This is a genomic window from Mycobacterium sp. TH-M82 (assembly GCF_057473605.1).
The window spans coordinates 1-2,525 of the sequence record NZ_JBYCKY010000216.1 but is presented as its reverse complement, the minus strand read 5'-3'; the positions used below and the strand labels follow the sequence as shown (position 1 = coordinate 2,525).

4 protein-coding genes are annotated in these 2,525 nt (G+C 68.4%); all 4 read right to left on the bottom strand.

Going from position 1 to position 2,525, the window contains the following annotated elements; genetic code table 11:
• Window positions 1–379 (bottom strand): DUF5642 family protein (locus tag AC2VON_RS06350; protein WP_486952180.1); only part of this gene is annotated, 379 nt, incomplete at its 3' end.
• A gap of 47 nt (window positions 380–426) precedes the next feature.
• A complete protein-coding gene (era, locus tag AC2VON_RS06345) occupies window positions 427–1,332 on the bottom strand; it encodes a GTPase Era (protein ID WP_486952181.1) in 906 nt (301 codons plus the stop codon).
• A gap of 109 nt (window positions 1,333–1,441) precedes the next feature.
• On the bottom strand, window positions 1,442–1,759 hold the full coding sequence (locus AC2VON_RS06340) for a cytidine deaminase (RefSeq protein WP_486952179.1): 318 nt from the start codon (window positions 1,757–1,759) through the stop codon (window positions 1,442–1,444).
• The coding region (locus tag AC2VON_RS06335) for a hemolysin family protein (protein WP_486952178.1) at window positions 1,752–2,525 on the bottom strand (774 nt) is incomplete at its 5' end. The genes AC2VON_RS06340 and AC2VON_RS06335, both read right to left, overlap by 8 nt.

Below are 2,525 nucleotides of genomic sequence, written 5' to 3'. Positions count from 1 at the left end.
TGGCTTCTGCGGCGTCGAACGGCATGTCCTTGTCGGCCTGCACGGCGATGACGACGAAGCGGTTGCCGTCCCCGTCGGCGGAGAACACCGACATCTTTCCCCGGATGCCCTTGGGCAGCCGGCCGCTGACGACGTAGTCGCCGCAGTCGGACGGGTCGAACTTCACCCCCGGCGGGAGTTTCTGCGGCCCGAGCATCTTCGGGTCGATGTCTTTCGGACCTGTGGTTTTGGTTTTGTACCCGTCGCTGAACGTCGACTTGACATCGAACACCTTGGCGGTGTCGATCGGCTTGTGTTCACCTTTTCCGCAGGCAGCCAACCACCCCGTGCCCATGACCAGGCCAACCGACGCCGCCACCAACGGCTTGCTTATCCGCACCCCACGGAATGTACCGAATACCTGCTCGACGCGAGCGGGCGCGGGTCTCAAAAGCCCATCCGGCCCAGTTGCTTAGGGTCGCGTTGCCAGTTCTTGGCGACCTTGACCCGCAGGTCGAGAAACACCTTGGTGCCGAGCAGCTTCTCGATCTGGCCGCGCGCGGCGGTGCCCACCTCCCGCAGCCGGGCACCGCCGCGGCCGATGACGATGCCCTTCTGACTGTCCCGCTCGACGTAGAGGATGGCGTACACGTCGATCAAGTCGTCCCCGTCTTCCCGGCCGTCGCGTTTGGCCACCTCGTCGATCACCACGGCCAGCGAATGCGGCAGCTCGTCGCTCACCCCCTCCAGCGCGGCCTCCCGGATGAACTCGGCCATCAGGGTTTCTTCGGGCTCGTCGGTCAGTTCGCCGTCCGGGTAGAACGCCGGCCCTGGCGGCAGCGCAGCGGCCAGCACGTCGGTCAGCACGTCGACCTGCTCCCCGGTGACCGCCGACACCGGTACGACCTCCGCTTTCCCGGCGAGCTCACTCACGGCGACCAGTTGCGTGGCCACTTTCTCCCTGGGGACCCGGTCGATCTTGGTGACGACGACGACCAGCGCGGTCTTGGGCGCGACCGCGCGGATCTGGGTGACGATCCAGCGGTCCCCCGGCCCGATCGCCTCGTCGGCGGGGATGCACAGCCCGATGACGTCGACCTCGGCGTAGGTGTCGCGGACCAGGTCGTTGAGCCGTTTGCCCAGCAGGGTGCGCGGACGATGCAGACCCGGCGTGTCGACCACAACGATCTGGAAGCCGTCGCGGTGCACGATGCCGCGAATGGTGTGCCGGGTGGTCTGCGGGCGGGTGGAGGTGATGGCCACCTTCGACCCGACCAGGGCGTTGGTCAGCGTCGACTTGCCGGTATTCGGCCGGCCGACCAAACACACGAAGCCGGAACGGAACTCGGTCACGTCGGTGCGCTCGCTGCGCCACGGCCGGACCATTTCTGGCAGCGTGTATCCAGTGCGACTCGTCGCGTAATTTTTCGCAGTGAGTAGACGTTCGGCGCCGGGATCGTCGTCATGACGGCCGGCCCGCCCGATCGGTGACGATCAGCCGCGCCGTCGGGGCGAGTTCCCGGACGGCGGCGACGCCGTCGTCGTCGGCCGGGCCTCCCAGCACGACAACGGCTTCCAGACTGGCTGCGCCGGCCGACACCGCCGCGGCCACCGCCGCCTGCAGCGCCGACAACCGCAGGGACGCCAAACCAACCGGCGCCGCGGCGTAACAGCGGCCGTCCGGGTCGCGCACCGCTGCGCCGCTGTCCGCACCGGCGCGGGCCATCGCGACGCGGGCCAGCGTCACCAGCTTGGCGTCGTCCGGCTCCAGGTCAGCCATCCCGCGCGACCTCCTCAGCAGGGTCCGGCCTGACCGGACTCACCAGAACGGTGCCGATCCGCACCTGCCCGCGGGCGTCGCGGCCCCCCTCGGCGAGCAGCCGCAGTCCGTGTGACACTACCTGGGCGCCGGGCAGTGGCACCCGGCCCAGCTCCAGGGCCAGCAGCCCGCCCACGGTGTCGACGTCGACTTCGGTGAACCGCACACCTCCCCGCTCGGCGTACAGCTCGCTCAGGTCCTCGATCGGCAGCCGCGTCGACACCCGAAACCGGCTGTCGCCCAACTCCTCTACCGGCGGGATCTCACCCTCGTCGTACTCGTCGGCGATCTCACCGACGATCTCCTCCAGCACGTCCTCGATGGTGGCCAGCCCCGCGATCGCGCCGTACTCGTCGACCAACAGCGCCATGTGGTATCGGTGGCTCTGCATCTCGCGCAACAGCTCGTCCAACGGCTTGCAGTCCGGCACGAACACCGCCGGGCGCATCACCTGGACCACGGTCGGGTCCCGGGCGTTCCGACCGTCGCTTGACGACGAACGGGTGTGCTGAACAAGGTCTTTCAGGTACACCACGCCGAGGATGTCGTCGACGTTCTCGCCGATCACCGGGATGCGGGAGTGCCCACTGCGCACCGCGAGCGACGTCGCCTGGTCGACCGATTTGTCGGCTTCGATCCAGATCATCTCGGTGCGCGGCACCATCACCTCGCGGGCCGCGGTGTCGCCGAGTTTGAAGACGGATTCGATCATCCGCCGCTCGTCGGC

Bases quoted from the DNA above. Each gene is read 5' to 3' on its own strand.
- AC2VON_RS06340 (WP_486952179.1), bottom strand. From the start codon at position 1,759: ATGGCTGACCTGGAGCCGGACGACGCCAAGCTGGTGACGCTGGCCCGC.